Source organism: Flavobacterium sp. J49, assembly GCF_011742145.1.
Lineage (GTDB): Bacteria > Bacteroidota > Bacteroidia > Flavobacteriales > Flavobacteriaceae > Flavobacterium.
On the sequence record NZ_JAAQQU010000092.1, the window covers coordinates 1 to 2,877 of the forward strand.

Genomic DNA, 2,877 nt, shown 5'->3' on the forward strand with positions numbered 1-2,877 from the left:
AACGTTCCCACGATTGCTACAGTTGCCTGTGTTGCGCCTGCGGCAGGCAATTGTAACAATCGTGTGTTGTGTGCTGTTTTTCTTGTCGACTAAGATAAGAAAAAGCAGGAACAGTTTAGCCGTGAAGAAAACTAGATAAATGATTTTAAAATATTGTTCCTATCACGCCGGGATGATAGGTACAGTTTTTTAAAATCTCAGCATTAAAATTTTTACAAAAGCTTAGAGTTAAACTAGTTACATGATATAAAATTTGACTTTGTAATTTTTTTCTTGTAACTTTGGCAAGCCTTTTAGCGTCTTCGCTTTGAAAATACATTTTCAGCAAACCCGTTTGCAAGGCTTGACGAAAAAATAAAATCATTTTTCCGCTTCTTAACTCTATCCTTTTCCTCAAAAATTTTACAGCTATTTATCCGGTTTCGAGCGCTAAATTGCACACAACGTGCCGCGGCTTGCAACAGTTGCAAAATTTAATCACCGCCGATTCCAAATATAAAATTACTTTTTGAATTTTCGGAGAAAATTCGGTGAAAGCCCAAACCCTGCAATTGTTGCAAACTGCTGTTAGCTGCTGTATTGTATTAATTAAGTTTAATAAAACTAAAAAAAGCCTTTATATATTTTTCTGAACCAAAAATTAGTTTTTCAGCACTTTCGAGTGTTAAAAAATTAATATTTTGGGCAAAATTGCAATCAACATCAATTCTCTCAATTTTGTTATAAAAAACTTTTCCGCTAATTGGAATTCCATTTTTATCATTTCCGTTTGTCATTATGAGGCAATGCTTGTTATCTATAGGAATTAAGAATTTGTTTTCCTCGTTAAATTGCTCTCTAAAATCCATGTTTTTTAAATGTCCGAATTCATTAACTATGAGAAATGGATTGTCACTTGTTAAAAATTCAGAGCCATCAGATAACTTTACTATTTTGAATACTTTATATTCATGTTTTTTTGTAAACTCGATTAAAGTTTTCCCAATATGTCCAGCTTTGTATTCTTCTTTAATAAGTTCTGTTTCGTGCTCGAGTTCTTTTGGAATATTTTTGAAGAATAATTCAAATTGTTTTGGAGTTCTACAATGTAAAGAAAGGAAAAACATTAATAATCGAGTTCTTTCTTCCATTGTTATAATTATCTCAGAATCATTACCGATGAGTTTTTTGTATAGCTTTTCATAATGATTTTCAACTTCGAAATCATAAAAAACAGTTTCAATTACCATTGGTTCTGGCGATTTCTTAATAGTATAGAAATTATCTTTTACAGTTGCGCTTTTAAGAGAAATTGGTTTTTTTAAATCAAGATTCTCTTTTCCATAATCATTTTTCTCTTTTAATTTTCTGTATATAAATTTTCCATCATCTGAAAAATTTTTCAAATAACACCGAGGAATCGTATGATGGTCATTCTTATGTTGAAATTTAGCCATAAAGTTGTGAATATAGCAGCTAACGTGCCGCCGCTTGGTAGTCGTGGCGACTTTTTAAATAATTAGTTGTAAATATAATCAAATTTTGAACTTAGCACTTTCCGACTAAGAAATGCAAAACCAGCCATGCTACCAAACGGCTGTTAGCAGTAGTAATTTTAATCTAATTCCAATCCGTTATAATGACCTTTTTCATCATCTATAGTTTTGTTACATCTCAATTTTCCAGCATCACTTATCAAGTTCATTTGTCTTTCAAATTTCATTCCGCCGTCGATGTCCGCTTTTAAATAGATTCTGTTGTCTTTTTTTAAAACCGTGAGATTGTATTTGTAGTGGTCATTGTCATTTGTACAAAACTGTCTAAACTGAAAATAATATTTATTATCGTAAGTCACTAAAAAGTCATTTTCACCATATTCCGTTTTAATTTTTCCCGTTCCGCTTCCTTCAAACACAATTCGGTCATATTTATTATCAAACATTTCGGCATCACTTTTTCTATTTATTGTGTAATGACCTTGATAAACTATTACTTTTTCGACGTCGAGTTGGTTTTCTGTTTCAACATGAATTGAAGTTAATTCAATCAATTTAATCCTTTCATTAAATTTAAAAAACAAGAAAACTGAAATTGCCAAAAAGCATAATATTAATAACCATTTTTTGGTTTTCTTATTCATAAGTTCTTATTATGAGTTTCGTCCTGAATTATTACTGCTAACGTTCCGCAGATTGTGATAGTTGCGACGATTAATTACTGATGATTACAAATATAAAATTCCTTTTTGAGTTTTCGGAGAAAACTCGGGATAATCCCAAGCCTAGCAATTATCACAAACTGCTGTTAGCAAACGTTTTTTTATTTAATAACATTTCGTCGCATTTTCTCTTTTGTTGAAAATGCAACTCTTATTTGGCCGCAATCATTTTTTGCTTGATTTATGTGAATCAAAGTGTCGTTTTCGATTATGAACTTTTCATTTTCAAAGATTTCATATTCAGATTCACTACCGCTTGGTTCACAACCTTTAATTGTCTTGTTGTTTTCAAAATAACTTTTGTCATTGAATTTTATGCAATAAACACCAAAACGATTTTGGAAAAGACAACCTTTTGGTTTTAGACTTTTCAAAACTATGGTATCATTTTCGATTTTCCAAGTTCCGTTACTTTTTGAGCTGGATTGGCATGCACCGCTTCTATATTCAAAAGTTTTGTTTGACTTAATGTCTAATGTAGCTCTAAATGGTATCATCTGGACTGTGTCATACCAAATTCTAACAAACTTTGGATTTTCAGTCTCTTTTGGTAAATCTTTTTTACAACTTGAAAGCAAAGTCAACAAAGCAAATAATAAGAACAATAGGTTTTTCATTTTCAAGATTTTGGTTGTTGTTTGCAGTTGAAAAAATGTTTGCTAACGTTCCGCGGCTTCGCG

The 2,877-nt window shown here is 31.2% G+C and carries 4 protein-coding genes; all 4 read right to left on the bottom strand.

Annotated features, from left to right (window positions below):
* Positions 1-145 precede the first annotated feature (145 nt).
* A complete protein-coding gene (locus tag HA632_RS02355; protein WP_176305575.1) occupies positions 146-364 on the bottom strand; it encodes a hypothetical protein in 219 nt (72 codons plus the stop codon).
* A 220-nt stretch (positions 365-584) separates the two neighbouring features.
* Complete coding sequence (locus tag HA632_RS02360; RefSeq protein ID WP_176305635.1) at positions 585-1,436, bottom strand: DUF4238 domain-containing protein; 852 nt, start codon at positions 1,434-1,436, stop codon at positions 585-587.
* A gap of 158 nt (positions 1,437-1,594) precedes the next feature.
* Positions 1,595-2,119, bottom strand: a complete 525-nt coding sequence (locus HA632_RS02365; RefSeq protein WP_176305636.1) for a hypothetical protein — start codon at positions 2,117-2,119, stop codon at positions 1,595-1,597.
* Between the two features lie 179 nt (positions 2,120-2,298).
* On the bottom strand, positions 2,299-2,814 hold the full coding sequence (locus HA632_RS02370) for a hypothetical protein (protein ID WP_194967091.1): 516 nt from the start codon (positions 2,812-2,814) through the stop codon (positions 2,299-2,301).
* Positions 2,815-2,877: the final 63 nt, after the last annotated feature.